Annotated in this window: 18 protein-coding genes; 11 read left to right on the top strand and 7 right to left on the bottom strand. The window is 75.2% G+C overall.

The features are described 5' to 3' along the window. Positions 1-284: 284 nt before the first annotated feature. Complete coding sequence (locus tag FGW37_RS25510) at positions 285-1,283, top strand: endonuclease/exonuclease/phosphatase family protein (protein ID WP_246430552.1); 999 nt, start codon at positions 285-287, stop codon at positions 1,281-1,283. A 21-nt stretch (positions 1,284-1,304) separates the two neighbouring features. Here the strand turns inward: FGW37_RS25510 and FGW37_RS25505 are convergent, their stop codons facing one another. Further along, positions 1,305-1,550, bottom strand: a complete 246-nt coding sequence (locus tag FGW37_RS25505; protein WP_179083184.1) for a hypothetical protein — start codon at positions 1,548-1,550, stop codon at positions 1,305-1,307. A gap of 114 nt (positions 1,551-1,664) precedes the next feature. Beyond that, a complete protein-coding gene (locus FGW37_RS25500; protein WP_179083183.1) occupies positions 1,665-3,353 on the bottom strand; it encodes a PucR family transcriptional regulator in 1,689 nt (562 codons plus the stop codon). 298 nt (positions 3,354-3,651) lie between these two features. On the opposite strand from FGW37_RS25500, the gene FGW37_RS25495 reads away from it, so the two are divergent. The 5 genes from FGW37_RS25495 to FGW37_RS25475 all read left to right on the top strand — a co-directional run bounded on the left by FGW37_RS25495 (position 3,652) and on the right by FGW37_RS25475 (position 10,335). After that, positions 3,652-4,539: an FAD binding domain-containing protein gene (locus FGW37_RS25495; RefSeq protein WP_179083182.1), complete on the top strand. Its 888-nt coding sequence runs from the start codon at positions 3,652-3,654 to the stop codon at positions 4,537-4,539. Beyond that, the gene (locus FGW37_RS25490; RefSeq protein ID WP_179083181.1) at positions 4,530-5,135 is read left to right on the top strand and encodes a (2Fe-2S)-binding protein; all 606 of its coding nucleotides are present in this window, start codon (positions 4,530-4,532) and stop codon (positions 5,133-5,135) included. The genes FGW37_RS25495 and FGW37_RS25490 overlap by 10 nt, the downstream gene beginning before the upstream one ends. After that, entirely contained in the window at positions 5,132-7,510 is a 2,379-nt protein-coding gene (gene pucD, locus FGW37_RS25485) for a xanthine dehydrogenase subunit D (RefSeq protein WP_179083180.1), read from the top strand. The genes FGW37_RS25490 and pucD overlap by 4 nt, the downstream gene beginning before the upstream one ends. A gap of 166 nt (positions 7,511-7,676) precedes the next feature. Next, positions 7,677-9,137 (top strand): NCS2 family permease, encoded by a 1,461-nt coding sequence (locus FGW37_RS25480; protein ID WP_179083179.1) that lies wholly within the window; start codon positions 7,677-7,679, stop codon positions 9,135-9,137. A gap of 13 nt (positions 9,138-9,150) precedes the next feature. Continuing rightward, positions 9,151-10,335 carry an XdhC family protein gene (locus FGW37_RS25475; protein ID WP_179083178.1) on the top strand — a complete coding sequence of 395 codons (1,185 nt, stop codon included), beginning with the start codon at positions 9,151-9,153 and terminating at the stop codon, positions 10,333-10,335. A 95-nt stretch (positions 10,336-10,430) separates the two neighbouring features. On the opposite strand, the gene FGW37_RS25470 is transcribed toward FGW37_RS25475, so the two are convergent. Further along, positions 10,431-12,497 (bottom strand): elongation factor G, encoded by a 2,067-nt coding sequence (locus FGW37_RS25470; protein ID WP_246430551.1) that lies wholly within the window; start codon positions 12,495-12,497, stop codon positions 10,431-10,433. Positions 12,498-12,847: 350 nt separating this feature from the next. Here FGW37_RS25470 and FGW37_RS25465 point away from each other — a divergent pair, with 350 nt between their 5' ends. Then, a complete protein-coding gene (locus tag FGW37_RS25465) occupies positions 12,848-13,651 on the top strand; it encodes a hypothetical protein (protein WP_179084904.1) in 804 nt (267 codons plus the stop codon). 145 nt (positions 13,652-13,796) lie between these two features. Here FGW37_RS25465 and FGW37_RS25460 read toward each other — a convergent pair whose 3' ends face one another. After that, positions 13,797-14,642 (bottom strand): GntR family transcriptional regulator, encoded by an 846-nt coding sequence (locus tag FGW37_RS25460; RefSeq protein ID WP_179083176.1) that lies wholly within the window; start codon positions 14,640-14,642, stop codon positions 13,797-13,799. A 117-nt stretch (positions 14,643-14,759) separates the two neighbouring features. Here FGW37_RS25460 and FGW37_RS25455 point away from each other — a divergent pair, with 117 nt between their 5' ends. Together FGW37_RS25455 and FGW37_RS25450 are read left to right on the top strand one after the other, a co-directional pair. Then, positions 14,760-15,581, top strand: coding sequence for a (2Fe-2S)-binding protein (locus FGW37_RS25455; protein ID WP_179083175.1), 822 nt, complete (start codon positions 14,760-14,762; stop codon positions 15,579-15,581). A 198-nt stretch (positions 15,582-15,779) separates the two neighbouring features. Continuing rightward, on the top strand, positions 15,780-16,823 hold the full coding sequence (locus tag FGW37_RS25450; protein ID WP_179083174.1) for a DUF2637 domain-containing protein: 1,044 nt from the start codon (positions 15,780-15,782) through the stop codon (positions 16,821-16,823). A 33-nt stretch (positions 16,824-16,856) separates the two neighbouring features. Here FGW37_RS25450 and FGW37_RS25445 read toward each other — a convergent pair whose 3' ends face one another. Both FGW37_RS25445 and FGW37_RS34210 read right to left on the bottom strand, forming a co-directional pair. Next, entirely contained in the window at positions 16,857-17,267 is a 411-nt protein-coding gene (locus FGW37_RS25445; RefSeq protein WP_343067189.1) for an ATP-binding protein, read from the bottom strand. Positions 17,268-17,753: 486 nt separating this feature from the next. Beyond that, positions 17,754-20,333, bottom strand: coding sequence for a protein phosphatase 2C domain-containing protein (locus tag FGW37_RS34210; protein WP_425506591.1), 2,580 nt, complete (start codon positions 20,331-20,333; stop codon positions 17,754-17,756). A gap of 519 nt (positions 20,334-20,852) precedes the next feature. Between FGW37_RS34210 and FGW37_RS25435 the strand changes: the two genes are divergently transcribed. Both FGW37_RS25435 and FGW37_RS25430 read left to right on the top strand, forming a co-directional pair. Then, a complete protein-coding gene (locus FGW37_RS25435; protein ID WP_179083172.1) occupies positions 20,853-21,539 on the top strand; it encodes a helix-turn-helix transcriptional regulator in 687 nt (228 codons plus the stop codon). Positions 21,540-21,621: 82 nt separating this feature from the next. After that, complete coding sequence (locus FGW37_RS25430) at positions 21,622-22,104, top strand: DUF456 domain-containing protein (RefSeq protein WP_179083171.1); 483 nt, start codon at positions 21,622-21,624, stop codon at positions 22,102-22,104. 72 nt (positions 22,105-22,176) lie between these two features. Here FGW37_RS25430 and FGW37_RS25425 read toward each other — a convergent pair whose 3' ends face one another. After that, complete coding sequence (locus tag FGW37_RS25425; protein WP_179083170.1) at positions 22,177-22,710, bottom strand: methylated-DNA--[protein]-cysteine S-methyltransferase; 534 nt, start codon at positions 22,708-22,710, stop codon at positions 22,177-22,179.

Here is a 22,710-nt window from a genome sequence, read left to right as displayed (position 1 = left end):
CGATGTAAGGCTTACTAAAGGAAGTGCGCGCAACAGCGCCCGGGGTACACGACCCCGTACATCAGCTCAGTGGATCAGAGCGCTGCGCAAGCAGGAACCGCACTGAAGCGAGGACTTCCCTCGGGACTCCGACTGGTCATCCCGATCACCTCCTCGCTCGTACGAACAGTGCAGGCACCGCGCGAAATGCACGCCAAATGCGGCCGGAGCGGCACCTTCAGCGTCTAGCTTGCCATATGACGTCAAGCCGTCCGCAATCAGTAGGTAATACAAGGGTCAAAACCGTGGAGGAGGCCGTCACGGTGCCCGTGGCGGACCAGGCACCGCCGCCCTTCGTCCGGCACAAGGCCGCCCGCTGGTGCGCGGGCCTGCTCCTGCTGCTGGTGAGCGGGCCGCTGCTGTGCCGTGCCTGCGACGTGGACGGTGTCACGCCGATGCCCCAACTGCTGGCGTTCCTGCCGTGGTTGCTCGCTCCGGCCGCGACGGCGCTGGTCCTCTCGGCGGGCACCCGGTGGCTCGCCGGCTGCGCGTGGGCGCTGACCGCGGTCCTCGGCACGCTGTTCTTCCTGCCCCCGTACGCAGCCGACCGGGCGCCGTCCTCCGGTCCGGTGGTGGCCCGGCTGCGCATCCTGACGGCCAATCTGGAGTTCGGCGGGGCCACCCCGGCCCTGCTGGAGGCCCTGCGGCGCGAGAAGCCGGACCTGGTCTCGGTGCAGGAGTGCGCGCCGGAGGAGTGCGCACCGGCCCTGGAGGGCGCGCAGGTGCGGGCCGCCTTCCCGTACCGGGTGATCGTCGGCGGCGGCCGGGCGCAGGGGTCGGCGCTCCTGAGCAGGTTCCCGCTGCGTCCGGACGGCGCGGTGCGCGGCACGCTGGCGATGCCCCGGGCGCTGGTGCAGGTGCCGGGGGCGCGGTTGCTGTTCCAGGTGGCGCACCCGATGCCGCCGGTGGCGGGCGGGCTGGAGCTGTGGCGGACGGAGCTGGGCCGCGTCCGCGCCATGGCCGCCGGCCGCGGCGGGGACCCCACCGTCATCGCGGGGGACTTCAACGCCTCGCAGGACCATGCGGCCTTCCGCTCCGTGCTGGACACGGGGATGCGTGACAGCGCGGCCGTGCTCGGCCGCTCCCGGACGCCCACCTGGCCGTCGCTGACGGCGCCCCCGCTGGGCGCCCAGATCGACCACGTCCTCCTCAGCTCCGCCCTGCAGCCCGACCGGGCCCGCTTCCTGGACCTGCCGGGCACCGATCACCGGGCGCTGGTGGTGGACGCGACGCTGCACGGGTGAGGGCGGGCCGGGCCCCGGACGTCACACGGGCGGCAGGACGTCCGGCCCGATGACGGGCGTGTCGTCGTCGTGCAGCCCGCTGCACCGGGGGCGGTGCTTGCAGAAGAAGCCGCGGCCCGTGCAGTACGGGCAGAGGTGAGCCCCCGTCATGTGGCCGCCCCGGCCGGGCTGGTTCAGGTAGAGGACGGCGGCGTGGTAGTCGCCGCTTCCCCTGCACCCCTTGCAGAAGGCGTGGGGGCCGGGGCACGCCTCTTCAGGCTCGCTCATATCCGTGATGATGCGCGCCTGCCGCAGGAGCCGTACCCCACTTGGGCACGACTCCTCCTTTCTGCGTACGGCTCCCGACTTTCGTCGTACGTCCGGGATCCGGGAGCCGCGCGCTCAGCTCATGCGCAACGCCAGGAAGAAGTCCAGCTTGTCCTCCAGGCGCGACAGGTCGCGGCCCGTCAGTTGTTCGATCCTGCCGACCCGGTAGCGCAGGGTGTTGACATGCAGATGCAGCCGCGTCGCACACCGGGTCCAGGAGCCGTCGCAGTCGAGGAACGCCTCAAGCGTCGGGATGAGCTCGGCGCGGTGCCGGCGGTCGTAGTCGCGCAGCGGGTCCAGGAGCCGGGCCGTGAAGGCGCGGCGGACGTCGTCGGGGACGAACGGGAGCAGCAGGACGTGCGAGGCCAGCTCCTGGTGGCCCGCCGCGCACACCCGGCCCGGGCGGGCGGCGGCGACCCGCCGGGCGTGGCGGGCCTCCTCCAGCGCCCCGCGCAGGCCCTCCGCGGAGTGGACGGCGGCGCTGACGCCGAGCGTGAGGCGGCCGTCGCCGTCGAGCCCGCGGGAGAGCGGCTCGCGGACGGCCGCGAGGATCCGGTCCGCGTGCAGGCCGGGGGCGCGGCCCTCCTCGCCTCCCTCGGCTTCGGCCGGCACGGCGGGCAGCGGCACCAGTGCCACGGCCTCGTCGCCCATGTGGGCGACGGCGATGCGGTCGGACGGCTCGGGCCCGGCCGCCTCCGGGGAGACGAGCATCTCCTCCAGCAGGGCCTGGGCGACGGGCCCGCCCGGGATGTCGCCGTCCTCCCACTCGACACGGGCCACGACGACCTGCCAGTGCGGCGCCGTGCCGAGGCCGGGCAGCAGGACGGGCGCGGCGACGCGCAGGCGGGCGGCGATCTCGGCGGGGGCCGCCCCGGCCTGGACGAGTTCGAGGACCTCCTGGGCGAGCCGGCGGCGCACGGTGCGGGCGGCGTCGCGCCGGTCGCGCTCCACCGCGATCAGCTGGGTGACGCCGTCGAGCAGGTCGAGCCGCTCCGGCGACCAGTCCCCGGCGTCGGCCTCGACGGCCAGCAGCCAGTCCGACAGGACCGTCTCGCGCACGTCGCGGGCCGCCAGGGCGCGGCTGCTGTGGCTGATGGGGAAGAGCGAGTACGTGTCGCCGGCGACGGTCACCCGGTGCGGGCCGCGCCGGCCCGTGCGTGAGGCGGCCAGGTGTTCGCCGGCCAGGGCCGCGCTGACCGTGGCGGGCAGCTCGGGCCCGGCGCCCGCCAGCGAGGAGCCCGCGATGGGGCGGCCGGTCGGCGAGAGCACCCACGCCCGCAGGTCGAGGTCGGAGCCGAGCAGGTCGAGGACGACCTCGGGGCCGCCGCCCGCCGGGCCCGACGTCATCAGCCGGCGGTGCCGGTCGACGACGGCCGCCAGGTCCCCGGCGCGCTCGCTCGACACCTGCCGGACGACGTGCTCGGTGATGGAGGCGAACGAGACGTTCTCGTGGACCGCGAACAGCGGCAGGCGGTGGCGGTCGCAGGCCCGTACGAGGTCGTCCGGGATGGAGGCCATCTCGGCCTCGCCCGCCGCGAGCCCCGCCACGCCCGCGCCCGTGAGGATCCGCACGAACCGCTCGGAGTCCTCCGGCTCCCGCCGCCAGGCGAGCCCGGTGAGGACCAGTTCGCCGCCGGAGAGGTAGCGGCTCGGGTCGCGCAGGTCGGTCGTCATCACGCCGCGCACCGTGCGGTCCAGCTCGTCCTCGCCGCCGAGCAGTCGGAGGCCCAGCGCTTCGGTCTCCAGGAGTGCGCGCAGCCGCATCGTGGTCGCCGCCGATCTGTCTTGTTGTTACCAGTGGAATGCAGTGAGGTTTCCCAACCCCGTCTTTCGTTCGAATCTACAAGATGAGCGCTCTGGCCAGCCAACCGCTTCATGTTTTCGGTGACTGCACCGCCCCGCCGGGCGCTCTGTGTACTGGGCCCACAGCGTGCGGCACGGCCACGGAGCACGGCGGACCGCCACGCGGAATCCCCCCACCGGACCACCACCCGGCACACCCGGCACACCCCCGGCACATCCCTCGGACGACCGTGTGAGACCGATCGAGAAGAGAAGCCCCATGGAGTTCCTGCGCCCCGGCAGCTGGGAGGAGGCTCTGGCCGCCAAGGCCGAGCACCCGGAGGCCGTTCCCCTCGCGGGCGGCACGGACGTGATGGTCGAGATCAACTTCGATCAGCGTCGGCCGGATCACCTGCTGGACCTGAACCGCATCGGCGATTTGTACGAGTGGGAGACCGGGGAGGACGAGGTCCGGCTGGGCGCTTCCGTACCCTACGCACGGATCATGGAGGAGCTGCGGGCCGAGCTGCCCGGCCTGGCGCTCGCGGCGCACACCGTCGGCTCGCCGCAGATCCGCAACCGGGGCAGCGTCGGCGGCAACCTCGGCGCCGCCTCCCCCGCCGGGGACTCCCACCCGCCCCTGCTGGCGGCGGGCGCGCGGGTGGAGGCGCAGTCCGTGCGCGGCACCCGCCTGATCCCCGCCGAGGAGTTCTACACCGGCGTCAAGCGCAACGCCCTCGCCCCGGACGAGCTGATCCGGGCCGTGCGCATCGCGCGCGCCGACGGCCCGCAGCAGTTCTCCAAGGTCGGCACCCGCAACGCCATGGTCATCGCCGTGTGCGCGTTCTCCCTCGCCCTGCACCCGCGCAGCCGCACGGTGCGCACCGGCATCGGCTCCGCGGCCCCCACGCCGGTACGGGCCCGCGCCGCGGAGGACTTCCTCACCGCGGCCCTGGAGGAGGGCGGCTGCTGGGAGTCCGGGCGGCCCGTACCGCCCTCGGCCGCCCGGCGTTTCGCCGAGCTCGCAGCCGGGGCGTGCAACCCGATCGACGACGTGCGCGGCAGCGCCCGCTACCGCCGGCACGCGGTCGCCGTGATGGCGCGCCGCACGCTCGGCTGGACGTGGGACGCCTACCGCAGCGGGGGGAGGGACAGCCGATGCGCGTGAACTTCACGGTCAACGGCCGGCCGCAGCAGGCCGACGACGTGTGGGAGGGCGAGAGCCTGCTGTACGTCCTGCGGGAGCGGCTCGGGCTGCCCGGCTCGAAGAACGCCTGCGAGCAGGGCGAGTGCGGCTCGTGCACGGTCCGGCTGGACGGGCTGCCGGTGTGCGCCTGCCTGGTGGCGGCGGGCCAGGCCGAGGGGCGGGAGGTCGTCACCGTCGAGGGCCTCGCCGAGCACGCCCGGCGGCGCGCCGCGGGCGCCGGCACACCGCCGGAACCCGCGGGGACGGGCCTGGACGAGGCCCACCGCTGGACGCCTTCACCGGACGGCCGGGCGCCCTCACCGGACGGCGGCACGTGCGCCGCGGCGCTCTCCCCCGTCCAGCAGGCCTTCGTCGACGCGGGCGCCGTCCAGTGCGGCTTCTGCACCCCCGGCCTGCTCGTCGCCGCCGACGAGCTCATCGAGCGCAACCCCGAGCCCTCCGACGCGGACATCCGCGAGGCCCTGTCGGGCAACCTGTGCCGGTGCACCGGCTACGAGACGATCCTCGACGCGGTCCGCCTCGCGGCCGCCCGCGCCGGAGAGGCGGGCCCGCGATGAGCACCGCGCACACCCCCGCCGGCCTCGCCCCGGCCACCCGCGCCCACGGCGGCGTCGGCGAGTCCGCCCCGCGCCCCGACGGCACGCTCAAGGTCACCGGCGAATTCGCCTACGCCTCCGACCTGTGGCACGAGGACATGCTGTGGGGGTTCACCCTCCGCAGCCCCCACGCCCACGCCAGGATCCTCTCCGCCGACGTCTCGGAGGCGCTCGCCACCCCGGGCGTGTACGCGGTGCTGACCCACGACGACCTGCCCGCCGCGACCCGCTACGGGCTGGAGATCCAGGACACCCCCGTCCTCGCCGACGGCGTCGTCCGCTACCACGGCGAGCCCGTCGCCCTCGTCGCCGCCGACCACCCCGAGACGGCCCGCCGCGCCGCCGCCCGGATCCGTATCGCCTACGAGGAACTGCCCGTCGTCCACGACGAGGAGAGCGCCACCGCCCCCGGCGCGCCCCTGCTGCACCCGGCCCGCGACGACCTCCACGCCGCCCACGTCCCGCACCCGAACGTCGTCCACCGCCAGCCCGTCGTCCGCGGCGACGTCGCCGCCGCCCGGGCCCGCGCCGACGTCGTCGTCAGCGGCGACTACGAGGTGGGCATGCAGGACCAGGCGTTCCTCGGCCCGGAGTCCGGGCTCGCCGTGCCCGCCGAGGACGGCGGCGTCGACCTCTACACCGCCACCCAGTGGCTCCACGCCGACCTGCGCCAGATCGCCCCGGTCCTCGGCCTCCCCGAGGACAAGGTCCGCATGACCCTCTCGGGCGTCGGCGGCGCCTTCGGCGGGCGCGAGGACCTGTCCATGCAGGCCCACGCGTGCCTGCTCGCGCTGCGCACCGGCCGGCCCGTGAAGATGGTCTACAACCGCTTCGAGTCCTTTTTCGGCCACGTGCACCGCCACCCCGCCGGGCTCCACTACGAGCACGGCGCGAGCAGCGACGGGCGGCTGCTGTACGTGAAGGCGCGCATCGTCCTCGACGGCGGCGCCTACGCCTCCTCCTCCCCGGCCGTCGTCGGCAACGCCGCGTCCCTGGCCGTCGGCCCGTACGTCGTCGACCACGTCGACGTCGAGGCCCTCGCCCTCTACACCAACAACCCGCCGTGCGGGGCGATGCGCGGCTTCGGCGCCGTCCAGGCCTGCTTCGCCTACGAGGCCCAGATGGACCGGCTGGCCGAGCGGCTGGGCCTGGACCCGGTGGAGTTCCGGCAGCGCAACGCCATGGCACAGGGCGCCGTGATGCCGACCGGGCAGGTCGTGGACGCCCCCGCGCCCGTCGCCGAGCTGCTGCGCCGGGTCAAGGCCCGGCCGCTGCCGCCCGAGCGGCCGTGGGAGACCGCCGGGGGCGGGCCCGACGTCCGCGCCCTGCCGGGCGGGCTGTCCAACACCACCCACGGCGAGGGCGTGGTCCGCGGCGTCGGCTACGCGGTCGGGATCAAGAACGTCGGCTTCTCGGAGGGCTTCGACGACTACTCGACGGCCCGCGTACGGCTGGAGGCCGTCGCCGGGCAGCCGGTGGCCACGGTGCACACCGCGATGGCCGAGGTCGGCCAGGGCGGGGTGACCGTCCACGCCCAGATCGCCCGCACCGAACTCGGCGTCACCCAGGTCGTCCTGCAGCCCGCCGACACCCGCGTGGGCTCGGCCGGCTCCACGTCCGCCTCCCGCCAGACCTACGTCACCGGCGGCGCCGTCCGCCACGTCTGCCAGGAGGTGCGCGAGCGGGTCCTCACCCTCGGCCGCGCCCGGTTCGGCGCGCACCACCCGGCCTGGGAGCGGGCCGGACTCGTCCTGGAGGGCGGCAAGGTGACCACCGAGGCGGGCGAGGTGCTCGCCGCCCTCGCCGACGTCCTCGAAGACGAGGTGATCGACGTCGAGCGCGAGTGGCGGCACCGGCCCACCGAGCCCTTCGACCTGCGCACCGGGCAGGGCAACGGCCACGTCCAGTACTCCTTCGCGGCCCACCGGGCCGTCGTCGACGTCGACACCGAGCTCGGGCTGGTCAAGGTCGTGGAGCTGGCCTGCGCGCAGGACGTCGGCAAGGCGGTCAACCCGCTGGCGGTCACCGGCCAGATACAGGGCGGCACCGTCCAGGGGCTGGGCCTCGCGGTCATGGAGGAGATCGTCGTCGCCGCGGACGGGCGGGTGCGCAACCCGTCCTTCACCGACTACCTGATCCCCACGATCCTCGACACCCCCGCCATCCCCGTGGACATTCTCGAACTCGCCGACGAGCACGCCCCGTACGGGCTGCGCGGCGCCGGCGAGGCGCCCACGCTGTCCGCGACCCCGGCCGTCGTCGCGGCGATCCGGGCGGCGACCGGGCTCGCGCTCCAGCGGGTCCCGGTGCGGCCCGAACACCTCACCGGCACCTGAGCCCCCACCGCAATCCGAAAGCCCCTCGCAGGGCACCACCGGCGCCCTGTCCCGGGCCGCGGCCCTCAGCACCCCCCAGCGGCCGGTGACGTGCCGTCCTTCGTCTCGGGCCGTCCCCCGGGTCGTGCAGCCGAACCACCCACCCGGACCATGGGAGCAGGCACTCATGACCCAGCCAACCGTGGAGCCGAGAGGCGCGGCGCAGGACGCGGGCGCGGGCCCGCACCGCTCCGCCGGCACCTCCCGGCTCGACCGCTACTTCCACATCGGCGCACGCGGGTCCACCGTCGGGCGGGAGGTGCGCGGCGGCATCACCACCTTCATGGCGATGTGCTACATCCTCCTGCTCAACCCCCTGATCCTGTCCGGCCCGGACGCCGCCGGGAACCGGCTCGGGCACGCCGGACTGATCACGGCCACCGCGCTCGCCGCGGCGGTCTGCACCCTCCTCATGGGCCTCGTCGGCAAGGTCCCGCTCGCCCTGGCCGCCGGGCTGGGCGTCTCCGGGGTGCTCTCCACCCAGGTGGCGCCCCACATGACCTGGCCGCAGGCCATGGGGATGTGCGTGCTGTACGGCGCGGTGATCGTGCTGCTGGCCGTCACCGGCCTGCGCGAGCTGATCATGAACGCGATACCGCTCGCCCTCAAGCACGCCATCACCATGGGCATCGGCATGTTCATCGCCCTGATCGGGCTGGTCAAGGCCGGTTTCGTGCACGCCTCCAAGGGCGGCGGACCGGTGACGCTCGGCCCCGCGGGCGAGCTGGCGGGCTGGCCCGTGCTGGTCTTCTGCGTCACCCTGCTGGCCGTCCTCATGCTGCAGGCCCGCGACGTCCCCGGGGCGATCCTGATCGGCATCGTCGTCGGCACGGTGCTGGCCGTCGTCGTCAACGCCGCGGCCGCCCCGGGGCCCGCCGCCTGGCAGAGCGGCGCGCCCGAGCTCAAGGGCGGTGCCGTGTCCCTGCCGGACTTCTCCCTCCTCGGGCACGTGGAGTTCGGCGGCTGGGGGTCACTGGGCGTCATGAGCGTCGGAATGATCGTCTTCACGCTCGTCCTGGCCGGCTTCTTCGACGCCATGGCCACGATCATCGGCGTCGCCACCGAGGCCCGGCTGACCGACGAGCGCGGCCGGCTGCCGGGCCTGAGCAAGGCGCTCTTCATCGACGGCGCGGGCGGCGCGATCGGCGGGGTCGCGGGGGCCTCGGGGCAGACCGTCTTCATCGAGTCGGCGACCGGTGTCGGCGAAGGCGCCCGGACGGGCCTGTCGTCCGTCGTGACCGGGCTGTTCTTCACCGCCTGCCTGTTCTTCACCCCGCTGACGCGCATCGTGCCCGGCGAGGTCGCCGCCGCCGCGCTCGTCGTCATCGGAGCGATGATGATGAGCAACGCCCGGCACGTCGACTGGAGCGACCGGGCGATCGCCGTCCCGGCCTTCCTGACGGTGGTGCTGATGCCGTTCACGTACTCCATCACGGCGGGTGTCGGCGCCGGCGTCATCGCCTACACGGCGATCAAGGCCGCCCAGGGCAGGTGGCGTGAGCCGGGCGTCTTCATGTGGCTGCTGACGGCCGTGTTCACGGGGTACTTCGCCCTGCACCCGATCGAGAACTGGCTGGGCGTCAAGTAAGGAGTGGCTGGTCATGCTGGACATCGCCGAGGAGCTGCACCGCTGGTGCCGGGAAGGGCGCGCGTTCGCCGTCGCCACGGTGGTCGCCGTGGAGGGCAGCGCGCCCCGGCAGCCGGGCGCGGCCCTCGCCGTAGACGCCGGGGGCACGGTGGTCGGTTCCGTCTCGGGCGGATGCGTGGAGGGCGCGGTGTACGAGCTGTGCCGCGCCGCGCTGGAGAGCGGCGAGAGCGTGCGGGAACGGTTCGGCCGTCCGGGTGAGCACCCGGACGGGGACGGCGCCTTCGCCGCGGGCCTGACCTGCGGCGGCGTCCTGGACGTACTGGTCGTCCCGGTCCCGCCGGACGCTCCCGGGCGCGCCGTGCTGGCCGAGGCGCTGGCAGCGGCCGCCGCGGGCGAGCCGGTGGCGCTCGCCCGGGTGGTCGCGGGCCCGGACGGGCTGCTGGGCCGGGCCCTGCTCGTCCGGATGGACGGCACGTACGCGGGGGCGCTCGCGGAGTCCGGTGGGCTGGACCGGGCGGCCGCCGCGGAGGCTGCCGCGCTGCTGGCCGCCGGCCGGACGGGGACGGTGACGGTGGGCGCGGAGAGCGCGGCCGGGGTGCGCTGCGGGGATCCGGTGACCCTCCTCGTGGAGTCGTGCCTGCCGCCCCCGCGCATGATCGTCTTCGGGGCGGTGGACTTCGCCGCGGCGCTCGTCAGGGCCGGCAAGTTCCTGGGCTATCACGTCACGGTGTGCGACGCGCGGCCCGTGTTCGCGACGGCGGGGCGCTTCCCCGAAGCGGACGAGGTCGCCGTCGACTGGCCGCACCGCTACCTGGACGCCCAGGAGGCAGCCGGGGCGCTCGACGCCCGGACGGTCCTGTGCGTGCTGACCCACGACCCCAAGTTCGACGTGCCGCTGCTGGAGCGGGCCCTGCGGCTGCCGGTCGCCTACGTCGGCGCGATGGGCTCGCGCCGCACGCACGAGGACCGGCTGGGACGGCTGCGCGAGGCGGGCGTCGGCGAGCGCGCCCTGGCCCGGCTGCGCTCGCCGATCGGGCTCGACCTGGGGGCGCGCACCCCCGAGGAGACGGCCCTGTCCATCGCGGCGGAGATCGTCGCGCTCCGGCACGGGGGCACGGGCACGCCGCTGACGGGCGTACGGACGCCGATCCACCGCGAGCCGCGGCGGGCGCCGGCGCCCCCGGTGCGCACCGGCTGAGCCGCAGGACGGCGGACCACCGGCGCGGCGCCGCAGGACGACCGGCCACCGGCGCGGCGCCGCGGGGAAGCCGTTCCCGCGGCGCCGCGCGCCGTCTACGCCGGGGCCGCGTCCGGCCCGTCCGCCGCGTCCGGCGGCGCCCCGTTCCGCGCCGCCGTCAGATGCCGCAGGTACGCGGCCCTGTTGAGCGGGTTGCCGTCCGTGCGCGGGCGCACCGGCGGGCGGCCGTCGTGGGGACGGTCGGCGGCCGGGAGGGTCCACCAGAGGCCCTCGCCGCGGGTCAGGGCGGGCAGGCGGCGTTCGGCGGCGGGGGCGCTGCGGGCCGGGATCGTGCCCTTGAGGACGCACACCTCCGGGCCGGCCGCCGTGTCGTGGATGTCGGCCCCGAGCCCGGCCAGCAGGCCCGTGACGGCGCTCAGGGTGTCGGCGGGGGCCTCCAGCTCGTAGGAGTGGCAGGGCTCGTACACCCGCGTGCCCGCCTCGGCGAGGGCGGCCATCAGGACCAGCGGGGTGAGCCGGCGGAAGTCGGCGGCGGTGCTCACCGGCGCCGCGAAGCCCGAGCGCGTCAGCGTGACCACGCAGCCGGTGACCGGCCAGCCGTACAGGCCCTGGGCGAGGGTGTGGTGGACGCTCTCCTCGATCGCGCGGTCGAAGGCGGGAGGCAGGGCGCCGAGTTCGGTCTCGCGGCGGAAGACGGTGCCGGAGTCCGGCGCGCCCGGCTCGACGCGCAGGCCGACCGTCGCCCAGAAGGCGTGACCGCCGTGCCGGCCGATCTCCTCGTACGCCTCGCCCGTGCCGGTGACCCGCTCGCGGTGGACGGTGCTGCTCGGTTCGAAGACCGCGTCGACGCCGAACTCCCCGGCGAGCGTCGCCGCGACGATCTCCTTCTGCACCTCGCCGTAGAGCAGCACAGAGGTGCCGCCGCCCGCCGGCAGCGCGCGGGTGCCGATCAGCGGGTCCTGGTCGGCGAGGGCCGTGAGGGCGGCGTGCAGCCGGGCCGCGTCCTCGGGGCGCACGGGCCTGACCACCGCCTCCAGGCCGGGCGGGGCGAAGTGCGGCGTCCGCGCGCCCTCGCGCGCGGGGCCGAGGCGGTCGCCCACCCTGACCTCCGCCAGGCCCCTGATCCGGGCGATGTCGCCGGCCGTGGCGCGGCGCCGTACGGTGCCCGGCGCCCCGGCCTCGACCGCCACGAGGGAGGTGATGCGGCCGGTGTGCTCCGTGCGGCCGCCGCCGGCCTCCTGCCGGTGGAGCGTGATGCGGTCGCGCTCGGAGACCGCGCCCGAGAACAGGCGCAGGTAGGCGGTCTTCGCGCCGGAGGGCCCGCGCTCGACGGCGAAGACCGTGCCGGTGGCCTCGGCGCCGGAGCCGCCGCGCGAGGGCGGGAGGTGGCGCACCATGCCGTCGATCAGGTCCGCCACGCCCTCGCCGGAGACGGCCGAGCCGAAGTAGACGGGGTGGACGAGGCCGCGCGCGGTCTGCCGCGCGAGGGCTTCCCGCAGTTCGGGGGGCGTCACCTGCCGGTCGTCGACCAGCCGGGCGAGCAGCGCGTCGTCGTTCTCGGCCAGCACCTCGGCCACGGCCTCGCGGAAGGCGGGGTCCTCGTACGAGCCGGGGACGGTGCGGGCGCCGGGGGTGCCGATGCCGCGGACGGTGCTCATGGGAATCACGTGCGGGGTCAGCCTGCGGCGGACGGCGGCGAGCGTCTCCGCCTCCCGGGCGCCCGCGCGGTCGGTCTTGTTGACGAACACGAGGGTGGGCAGGCGCAGCCGCCGCAGCGTCTTCATCAGGACGCGCGTCTGTGCCTGCACCCCCTCGACCGCGGACAGGACGAGGACCGCGGCGTCGAGGACGCCGAGGGCGCGCTCGACCTCGGCGATGAAGTCGCTGTGGCCGGGGGTGTCGACGAGGTTGACGCGCAGGCCCCCGACGCGGAAGGGCGCGACGGCGGTGCGGATGGTGATGCCGCGGCGGCGTTCGAGCTCGCCGCTGTCGGTACGGGTGCTGCCGGCGTCGACGCTGCCGAGCCGGTCGATGGCGCCGGTGTCGAAGAGCAGGCGCTCGGTCAGGCTCGTCTTACCCGCGTCGACGTGCGCGAGGACGCCGATGTTCAGAACGGGCCGCACGGGCAGGCAGAGCCCGGAGAGCAGGGTGTGCGTACGCAAAGAAGTCCTCGGAAGGAGTCGTCCGGTCAGGGCGCTGGGGGTCACCGAGGCTCTGGCGCATGGGCGTGTCTCCCGAGGTGGGTGGGGGCTTCGCGGCACGCACGCGTGCGGGCCGCCGTCATCCTGGCAGCCGCCCGGCGGGGTGATCCAGCGAATTTCCCGGTAGCGCATATGAGCGCTGCCGCGCTCAGGAGCCGCTCACTCTTGGTAATGTGCACGTACCGCTGGGAGAGCATTTGTGAATTGGTTCACACCTGACCCTTGGCCGGGCCCTCGTCTTCGTGCTGAGATGCGGTCACGGCTTCCAGCTCGACGGCGCGCTTGGGGAGGGCACTGTGGCGGACACCGCCATGCGTAATGCGGGGTTGCCGGAGCCGCGGGGACCGCAGGGCGGGGATCCGCGGGGGGACGATCCACTGGAACGTGCCGTGTGGCGGTTGCGCTCACGCGCCTGCTGGGACGACGCCGCGGCCCTGCTCGCACCGCGCGCGGCCGCCGAGCCCGGGCCGGCCCTGCAGCGGGCGGCGGTGCTGACCGAGCGGTGCATGTTCACCAAAGAGGGCTGGGGAGCCGCCGAGGACGCACTGCGCGCGGCGGAGGCCCTGGCCACGGACGACGAGGAGCGCGGGGCGGCGGCCTGCGAGCGCGGCCACCTGGCCTACGCGTCCACCCTCCTGGGCGTCCGCGACCGGGCCGACGAGGCCCGTTCGGCCCTGGGCAGGGCCGCGGCCCTGCTCGCGCCGGGGTCACCGAACCGCCCCCTGCTGCACTTCCGCCGCGGCCTGATCGCCCAGCACCTGTCGGACAACCCGTCCGACGCGACGGCCGCCTTCGAGCGCGCCCACGCGGGGGCGACGGCGCAGGGCCAGCGCCTGCTGCTGTCCTTCACCTGGCGGCACGTGGCGGCCATGGCCGAGCACGAGGGCAGGTTCGCCGAGGCGCGCTACGGCTTCGCCGAGTCGCTTCGCATCCGGGAAGAGCTGGGCTATCTGGTGGGCATCGCCCCGGCACTGGCCTCGCTCGCCGCCGTCCTGGACGACCCGCGCGAGGCCGCCCGGCTGCGGGAGGAGGCCGCCCGGCTGGTCCGGCTGCTCGGCGGCGTCCCGGGCTGGCTGGCGGAACAGCTGACCACCACGGCGACGAGCCCGGACTGATCGCAGAGTCCCACTGATCCGCGGGGCCCCACTGATCCGCCGAGCCCCGGCGGCGCGGATCCACAAGCCGTCGCCTACCCACAAGCCGTCGCCTACCCGCAAGCCGTCGCCCGGGCGTCCTTCGGGCGCCGGGTGCCGGCACCGCTCACTCCGCTCCCGCGAAGTGGCCCCTCACCAGTGCCTCGGTCCGCTCCACGTCGTGCGCGGCCAGCGCCGCCAGCAGGGCGTGGTGTTCGGCCGCGTCGGCGACGAGGTCGGCCGCACGGTGCGGCCGGCCGTGGGCCGTCGGCCACTGCGCACGGCGGTGGAGCTCGTCGGCGACGGCGACCAGCTGGCGGTTGCCCGCGAGGCCCAGGAGCGCGCGGTGGAAGGCGCGGTCGGCCTCGGCGTAGAGCGCGCGGTCGCCGGTGGCCGCGGCCACGCACGCGGCCTCGGCGAGCGGCCGCAGCCCGTCCCAGCGGGCGGCCGGGACCGTACGGGCGAGCCGCAACAGCACCGGGACCTCCAGCAGGGCGCGCACCTCGGCGAGCTCGGCGAGGTCGCGGGCGGTGCGCGAGGTGACGCGGAAGCCGCGGTTGGGCACGACCTCGACGGCGCCTTCCAGAGCCAGCTGCTGCATCGCCTCCCGCACGGGCGTCGCCGACACGCCGAAGCGCTCGCCGAGCGCCGGGCCGGAGTAGACCTCCCCCGGCGTCAGCTCGCCGCTGACGAGGGCCTTGCGCAGGGCGTCCAGCACCTGCCCGCGCACGGAGTGACGCTGGGGAAGCCTGGGGGCGGGAACGGGCGCGGGCGCGCCACAGCGGCCCCCGTACGCCGAGTACTCCTGCTCGGCGTGGACGTGCTCGCCGCGGGCCCCCTCGCCGCGGACACCGGCACGGCCGCCGGCAGGAGCGGCGGCGGGAACGGCCTCGCCGCGCGCGGCCTGCGCCGGCACGCCGGCGAACGGCCCCGCGGCCGGCGGCGGGGCGGTGCGGGATCTTCCCTGCTCCATTGGGGTCCTCCTGATGTCCTTTCTGAACCATAGGCGGCCCCTCCGGCAGTTCAAACCCCGATCAACCGGGGTAAGGTAAGCCTTACCCGTAGAACGATCGCGATTCGGTGGTCCCGCATGACGTCCGCCCCGACTGCCCCGCCCCCGCTCTCGGACTCCTACACCCGCCTCGCCGAGGTCTTCCCCGCCCTTTCGGTGACCGCCGGGCCCCCGTGCACCGGCGAGGGCTGGGTGAGCGCCGCGGGGCTCGCGGAAGGCGGTGGCGAGCTGGACGCCTTCCTCGCGTGGGACGACGAGCAGATCCGGCGCGACCACGGCGCGCAGGCCCGCCCCGACGTCGTCGCGAGCGTCGGCCTGCACCGCTACGCGTGGCCGGCCTGCCTGCTCGTCACCGTCCCCTGGTTCCTGCACCGCAGGGTGCCGCGGCTGTCCGCCGGGGACGTCTCCTTCCACCGCGCCCTGGGCCGGATGACGGCCCGGGCGGCGGAGTTCGCGTGTTTGCCCGGCGACCCGGCCGCCGGCCTGCCGGGCGCCCGGACCGTCCCCGGCGAAGAGGCGCTGCGCGCGGAAGTCCGCGCTTCCATTGCCGCGCATTTCACACCCGTGCTGGTCGGCTTCCAGCCGCGGATGCGGCGTGGTCCGCGCGCTTTGTGGGGCATGGTGACGGACGAACTGGCCGAATCGCTGTGGTATGTGGGACAGCTGCTCGGCGAGGAGGAACGGGCGCGCCGCGAGCTGGCCCTGCTGCTGCCGGGGGTGACGCCGCCGTACGCCGGCGGCGCGGCCTTCCGGATGCTTACCGGCCGCCTGGGAGAGCCGATCCCGACCCGTGACCGCGTCAGTTGCTGCCTCTTCTACACCGTGCGTCCCGAGGACGCCTGTACGACCTGCCCCCGTACGTGCGACACGGACCGGGTACAGCGGCTGTCCGTAAGCTGACCGGCCTCACACCACTCGATCGGGTGAGGTGAAGGGAACGCAATTCCCTCTTCCCTTAATGACGTTCGAATTTCTTCGCACCTATCCGTATGCCGTTGCCCTCCATTGGCAGGCAGTTGGCGCGAAACCCCTTGGCGAACGCGCCGATTCCGCGAGGATGGCGCGCGAAAGGCTGTACAGCTATGCAAGGGACGCAAGATGAGAGTGACCGATATACCGCTGAATTGGATGCTCCCCAGTGTCGTGGCGCTCGCCGGGGCCGTGGTGGCGGTGACGGTGCTCGCACGCGGCCGGCACGGCGCGGACGACGCAGGAGGCGGCGCGGACTCCTGGGAGCGCAACGAGGAGCGCAGACGGCGCAAGGAGGCCATCTACGGAAGCGCCTCGTACGTCCTGCTGTTCTGCTGCGCCGCGGTGGCCGCCGCCCTCTCCTTCCACGGCCTCGTGGGGTTCGGGCGGCAGAACCTGGGGCTGACGGGCGGCTGGGAGTACCTGGTGCCCTTCGGCCTCGACGGGGCCGCCATGTTCTGCTCGGTGCTGGCGGTGCGCGAGGCGAGCCACGGTGACGCCGCGCTCGGCTCGCGCATGCTCGTGTGGACCTTCGCCAGCGCGGCCGCCTGGTTCAACTGGGTGCACGCGCCGCGGGGCCTGGACCACGCCGGGGCACCGCAGTTCTTCGCCGGCATGTCGCTGTCGGCGGCCGTCCTCTTCGACCGCGCGCTCAAGCAGACCCGCCGGGCCGCGCTGCGCGAACAGGGCCTGGTGCCCAGGCCGTTGCCGCAGATCCGGATGGTCCGCTGGTTGCGGGCTCCTCGCGAGACCTTCGGCGCCTGGTCCCTGATGCTCCTGGAAGGTGTCCGTTCGCTGGACGAGGCCGTGGAGGAGGTCCGCGAGGACAAACGGCAGCGGGAGCAGGCCAGAGCCCGCAGGAGGGAGGCCGGCAAGCTGGAGCGCGCCCGGCTCAAGGCGTACAACCGGCAGAACCGGGTGTGGGGCCGGGTCCGGGGCGGCCGGCAGGTCGAGGTCGGCGGGCCCGCCGTGCCCGCCGCCGCACAGCCGGCGCAGATCGGGTCGGACCCTTCCATAGTCGACCAGGGACAACTTCCCGTCCGTGCACGTCCGCTGCAGGCGGTCGGCCGCCCTGATCCGATCGACCTCACCGCGGAGGACGACACCCAGGCGATCCCCCGCCTGGACTCGCTCGAGGCCAAGCTGGCCCAGATCGAGCGGCAGTTCGGCTGAGCCCTGAGCCCTGGGTCGTCGCGCAGCGGCGGTTCAGGGCTCCTGGGCGGCCAGTTCGAACCAGACCGACTTCCCGACGCCGTGGGCGCGCACGCCCCAGCCGTCCGACAGGGCGTGGACGAGCAGCAGCCCCCGCCCCGACGTCGCCGCCTTCTCGATGTCGTTCATCTCCGGAACGACGTCCCCGACCGGAGGACCGATGTCCGTGCCCGGGCCGCCCAGCGCGGGATGGCCCGCCATGAAGTCCCGCACCTCCACGCGCAGCCGCCCCTTCGCGCGGCCCGCCGTGCCCGTGAACGCCGTGCCCGCCGCGCCCGTGAACGCGGCCTTGACCACGGCGCCCCCGTCGGTGTGCACCAGCGCATTGGTGACGAGCTCGCTCGCGAGCAGCTCGGCGGTCTCCGCACGGCCCGGCGCGCCCCAGCGGGCCAGAAAGCGCCGCAACTCGGCCCGGACTTCCCGGACTCCGGTGAGATCCCGGCGGCGGAGCCTCCTTTCGAATAGCGGCCCGGAATGCGCCGCGCCGTCCCCGAAACCGCTCCTGTGGTCCGTACGCTCCTCCCGCTCCCCCGCGTAGCCCTCCGCGCCCGCCCGGCCTGCTGCCTGCCGTTTCATCCTCCCTGCCCCGACCCCTCCCCGGCGCCCCGGCCTCGAACACGCTCGCGCTCACTCACCGCAATGCATGCCCCGGACCACGCTGGACAACGCCTGTTGAGCCATCAACATGGTGATATGACCAAAATCCCGGAGCCTCTTGTGCGGTGCGCGAATATGCCGTTGGCGTGCACCGGTCCGGGAATTTGTGCAGGGCTGGAGGGAATTCCCGGCGCGCCGGTCCGTACCTTGCCGCCACCGCTGCGCCGCACCGGGCCCGGAAACGACCGGGCGGGGCGGTGACCACGTCACCGCCCCGCCCCGGAACCGGCCCGGTTACGCCTCCCAGAGGGCACACGCCGTACGGTCGTCGGCGTATCCCTTGACCCGCAGCTGGGTGTCGGCGAGGAACGCCGCGAGCCCCGGCGGGCGCTCGCCCGCCCAGCGCTCGGCCAGCCGGCCGCCCAGCTCCTGTTCGCCGCGCATGGGATCGGCGAGGCCCGCCGTGCACAGCATCAGGGTGTCCCCGGGCCGGGCCACGGACGCCCGGAAGCGGAAGGGCTCGCCCGGCGGCGGGGCCTCGGCGGGCTCCACGGGCGGCGTGAGGCCCGGCGTCGGAATGCCGAGGTCCATCGTCATCAGGTCGGCGGGGGCCGAGCCGTAGCCGATGACCGGCTCACCCGTGCGCTCCGCCGGCGGGTCCGGCTCCAGATCCTGCCAGACCCCGTCCCGGAGGCGGAACAGGCCGCCCGCGCCGACGCCGAAGAACACGCGCGTACGGCACTGCGGGTCGGCGGTCAGCAACAGGCAGCGAACGGTGGCCGTGTACTCGTCCGGCCGCAGGCCCAGTTCGGCGGCGCGGGCGCGCAGCCGCCCGTAGGAGCGGTCGGTGAGCCGGTGCAGGCCCGACTTCAGCTCGCCGCGCCGGCCGCCGCGGATATCGTCGGCCAGCCGGGCGTGGCTGCGGCCGACGGCGCCGGCCAGCCACGCGCAGGCGTCCCGCGCCGCGCGCGGCGCCACGTTCGAACCGCGCGGGCCGCCGGCCATCGCCACGAGCAGCAGCGCGGCCTCCCCCTCACCGAAGCGGGCGGTCAGCAGCGCGTCGCGCCGGGGCTCGCCGCGGTAGCGCGCGGAGTCGCCGCGCAGGGACAGGGCCCGCAGCGTGACGGCGCCGTACTGCGCGCCGTCCAGGACCGTGTCCGGCACAAGACCGTCCAGGTCCTGCGGGTCGGCGGCGGGCCAGGCCGTCGGCTCCGCGTCGTACGTGGGCGGACGCTCGCCGACGTACTCCGCCGCGCGGCCCGCCCGTCCCGCCGGCTGCGGAGGCGCGGCCAGGGGGTGGTGCCGGGGCGGCGTGGATTCGCGGGAGACGACGGGCGGGCGGGAGGCCGGCTCCAGGGAGGCCGCCCCGGCGGCGGGCTCCACCGGCTCGGCGGGCTCGCCGCCGGGCTCGGGGGAGGCCGGCCGGGCGTCTCGCGCCGCGATGCGGGCGGGGCTCGCCCCGGGCGCCCTCCGGGCCGGCACGGCCGGGGCCGGGGGCTCCTCCCGGGGCTCCGGGAGCTCCGGGCGCTGCTGGGCGGGGATCCCGGAGAACTCCGGGCGCTCGTACGGCTCGGGGAGCTCCGGCGGCTCCAGGCGGTGCCGGGGCTGCGGGGCGGGCGGTTCGGGCAGGGGACGCCGCGGCGGCCGCAGGGGGCGCTCGGCCCGCACCGGCCGGGTCGGCCGTTCGAGCCGCGCCGCACGCTTGGCCCGCTCGGGCAGCCCCGGCTCGCCCGTCCCCTCGTATCCGCCTTGAGGCTCCCGCAGCGAGGGTGCCTGCGACCGGGCGGGGCCGTCCGGCCTGTCCGGGCCGTCGGCTTCGGGAAGACCCGGACGACCGGGAGCATCCCCACCCCCGTCGGAGCACTCGGCCGACTCGGAAACATCCGGATAGTCGAAGCCTCCTGCCCGTTCGGACGGACCCGCCTGCGCGCCACGGTTCGAACGGCCGGGAGCGTCCGGACAGTCGGATCGGTCCGGGCGGCCGCTCCGGGCGGCCTCGCCGTCGAAGCGGCCCGCCTGCTCGGAAGCGTCCGGGGAATCAGCACGGTCCGCACCCTCGGACGGGCCCGCCTGTACGGAGCGGTCCGGGCGGCCCTGGGCCTCCACGCTGTCGAAGCGGTTCACCGCCTCCGGAGCGTCCGGATACTCCACCGGCTCGGAACCGGCCGGGGCATCGGTGCGGTCAACCCGCCCCGTACGGCTCGCCGGTGCGGAACGGTTCGAGCGGCCGGAGCGATCCGTGCGATCGGGGCGGTCCGCTTGCTCCGCGTCGGGAGCGGCCGAGGCGTCGGAGCGGCTCACCCGTGCCGAGCGGTCCGGGCGGCCGGAGCGGTCGGCGCCGGCGCTGCGTTCGGAGCGGGTCCGGCGGTCGCCGCCGAAGAAGAGGTCCGCGCCTTCGCAGCGGTCCGAACGGGCCGGGCGGCCGGGGCGTTCCCCGGCGACGGGGCGGGCGGGGCGCCTGGAGCGGTCCGGGGCCGGGGCCGCCGTGCCGTCCGGCTCACGCCCGGCCGTCCGGGCGGGGCCGCCCGATGCCCCCAGGGATCCCGGCGGCAGATCCGGGCGCTCCTCCGGCGGGCCGTCGGCGCGGCTCCGGGGGTCCTGCCGCTCCGGGCCTGAGGGCCGCCCCGGCTGCCGCGGTACCTCCGCCTGCCTGCGGGGGTCGCTCTTGCGCCACTTCTGCGGTTTCTCCAGGAGTTCCGGAAGGAGCCCCGCCGAATGGAGATCCGGAGGTTTCGGAATCCTCGGCAGGGGGACCCTGGCCGCCCGGCCGGGCACGGGCCCGTCGGCGAGCCGCTCCGCGCGCGAAGGCGGGGGCAGTTCGGGCGGAGGTTCCGCTCCGGGCGGCGGGGGCGTGAATTCGGAACGCCCGGGCACTCCGCGCGAACGGGGTGCCCCATATCCCTTCGGCAGCGATGGAAGCCCGCTCGGGGGAACCGCGACGGGATCCGGGGGCCGCGGTGGATCGGGAGGCTCGGCTCTCGGCGCCCTCACCGTCCTCTGCGCCCTTTTCGGCCGTTCACCGCCCGCCTCGGCCCTCACCACCGCCGAGGCGGAGGTGAATCGCTCGTCCAGGCTGCTGTCGTCCCCGGCGGCGGTGCCGATATCCGGTGCATTCTTGTCGTACAACTCGCCCCACCAGGCGTCCTCTTGGCCGGTGTGCGGGTCCCCCTGCTGGCTCATGCCCTTATTGTCCATACTCTTGGGCATACGGGAAGAGTGCACGGCAGACCTCACCCGGGGATGATGACCGAGTCGAAAAGCGGTCGCGGGGAGGGATGTCGTGTGCTCGGTGCCATTGGACTGGAAGGGCCTGCCGCAGTCCGGGAGATGGGCCGTCGCGGAGGGACCGAAAGGGAACGGCAACAGCCCGCGGGACACAGTGGTGTGGAACTGGTGACGGGCGCACGCTGTGTTGACGAACGGCTGCTGCGCATACGCCGCGGCGCCTCCGTGGAGATATGCGCACTGCTGGCGGGAAGACCCTGGCGGACGGCCGACAGGGCCGTACCGGAGGGCTCGGGCGGCTCGGACGGCTCAGCCGTTTCATCGGACACAGCGTCCGGCATACCCCACCGCACCGTCGTCGAACGCGCCGGCCTCGCCGCGCTGCCGGATTCGGGGGATCCGGCCCTGATGCGCGTCGCGGAGCGCATTCCCGCCGAACTGGTGATCGCCGACCGCGCAGTTGCCCTGCTTCCGCTCACCCCCCGCACGGCCGGGATCGCCGCGCTTCCCGAGCTGTCCGAGCCGGCGGCCCTGGTCGTCCACCCCGGTCCGCTCCTCGCGTCGCTGGTGAACCTGTTCGAGGACATCTGGAACGAGGCCCTCCCCTTCCGGGTCTGTGCGGACGCGGCCCGGCGCGCGGCCGACGGCCCTGCGGCCGGTCCCGACGCGCTCGACCTGGCCGTGCTGTCACTGCTGATGGACGGCCTGACCGACGCGAGCGTCGCCAAGCAGCTCGGACTCGGGCTGCGCACGGTGCAGCGCCGGGTGAAGCGGCTGATGGAGCTGGCCGGGGTGACCACCCGGCTGCAGCTGGGCTGGCACGCCGCCGCGCACGGCTGGACCGCACGCCGCTGACGCGGACCCCCGTGGGCATCTCGGCCACGGTGGCCGCAATCGTCCGGGAGCGCCGCCGCCCGGCTTCCGGCAACCTTGGTGCATGGGGACGTGGCAGCTGGTCCTGGTCGGCCTCGTGATGTTGCTCGGCCTGCTCGGCGTCGTCACCCCCGGCGTGCCGGGGCCGCCGATCGTGTGGGCCGGCGTGCTGTGGTGGTCGATGACCGACCGGACCGCCCTCGCCTGGGCCGTGCTGGCGGGGGCGACGGGCGTGCTGCTGCTGGAGCGGGCCGTCGGCTGGCTGCTGCCGCACCGCAGCCTCCGGGGCGCGGGCGTCACGCGCCGCGCCTTCCTCGTGGCAGGGGCCTGCGGCATCGCCGGCTTCTTCGTGGTCCCGGTGCTGGGCGCGGTCCCGGGGTTCATCGCCGGGCTCTACGGCGTGGAGCGGAGGCGCCTGGGCGGGCACAGCGCGGCGTGGGCGTCCACCCGGAACGTGATGCGGGCGGTGGGCACGAGCGTCCTCGTGGAGCTGTTCGCGTGCCTGCTCGTGGTGGGGATGTGGATCGGCGCGGTCACCGCCGGGTGAGCCGGGAGCGGGGCGGCAGCCGGGGGCCGGGGCCTGGGCGGGACCCGGGCGGGACCCGGGCCGGGCTCCGGCTCACCGGCCTGCGGGTCCTCCGATGCCTCCGATGCCGCCGATGCCTTCGAGGGCGAGCAGGGTGCGCTTGCGGTCCAGGCCGCCCGCGTAGCCGGTGAGCGAGCCGTCCGCACCGATCACCCGGTGGCAGGGGCGCAGCACGAGCAGCGGGTTGGCGCCGACGGCCCCGCCGACCGCGCGGACCGCGGCTCGGGAGGCGCCGATGCGGGCGGCGAGCTCGCCGTAGGTGGTGGTGGCGCCGTAGGGGACGGCGTCCAGGGCGTCCCAGACGCGGCGGCGGAACTCCGTGCCCTCCGCGGCGAATTCGAGGCGGAATTCCCGGGACTCGCCCGCGAAGTAGGCGGTGAGCTGCCGCTCGGCCTCGGCGAAGGCGGCGGTGTCGCGCTGCCAGCCCGGTGCCACGGCGGGGGCGTTCTTCTGGCCGGGTACGGACAGGGAGGCGATGGCGGTCCCGCCGGGGGCGCCGGCGGAGGGCCGGCCGGTGACGAGGAGCGGGCCGAGGGGGCTGGTGATCTCGCTGTAGAGAATGGTCAT

Source organism: Streptomyces rectiverticillatus, from assembly GCF_013394065.1.
Taxonomy (GTDB): Bacteria; Actinomycetota; Actinomycetes; order Streptomycetales; family Streptomycetaceae; genus Streptomyces; species Streptomyces rectiverticillatus.
Note: the sequence above shows the minus strand (reverse complement) of the source record. Positions and strands in the feature narration are given on the sequence as shown.